Source organism: Bacillus sp. SIMBA_154 (genome assembly GCF_046536015.1).
Lineage (GTDB): Bacteria > Bacillota > Bacilli > Bacillales > Bacillaceae > Bacillus > Bacillus pumilus_P.
The window spans coordinates 1-238 of the sequence record NZ_JAWJBV010000629.1 but is presented as its reverse complement, the minus strand read 5'-3'; the positions used below and the strand labels follow the sequence as shown (position 1 = coordinate 238).

General features: G+C 52.5%; 1 protein-coding gene. It reads right to left on the bottom strand.

The window, feature by feature from the left end; all coding sequences use genetic code 11:
* The coding region (locus tag R0K30_RS23400) for a hypothetical protein (protein ID WP_410613409.1) at positions 1–238 on the bottom strand (238 nt) is incomplete at both ends.

Below are 238 nucleotides of genomic sequence, written 5' to 3'. Positions count from 1 at the left end.
GCCGCAATGATAGTAAGGGTATGCTTTCCGGGCTTAAGATCGGCTGATGACGTGTGATGCGGGAGCGTAATGCTTTCTCCGTCCAAAAACGCTTTGACCTCTTCCACTTTGCTCCATTTGTCACGGATGTCCGCATTCAGCTCAACATTACCTTTCAGCGCCGCGCCTTCTTTAATATTCGGGACAATCTTCGGCCCCGTATTGTCCACCCGCACAGACTGGCTCAGCTGCTCCTCAC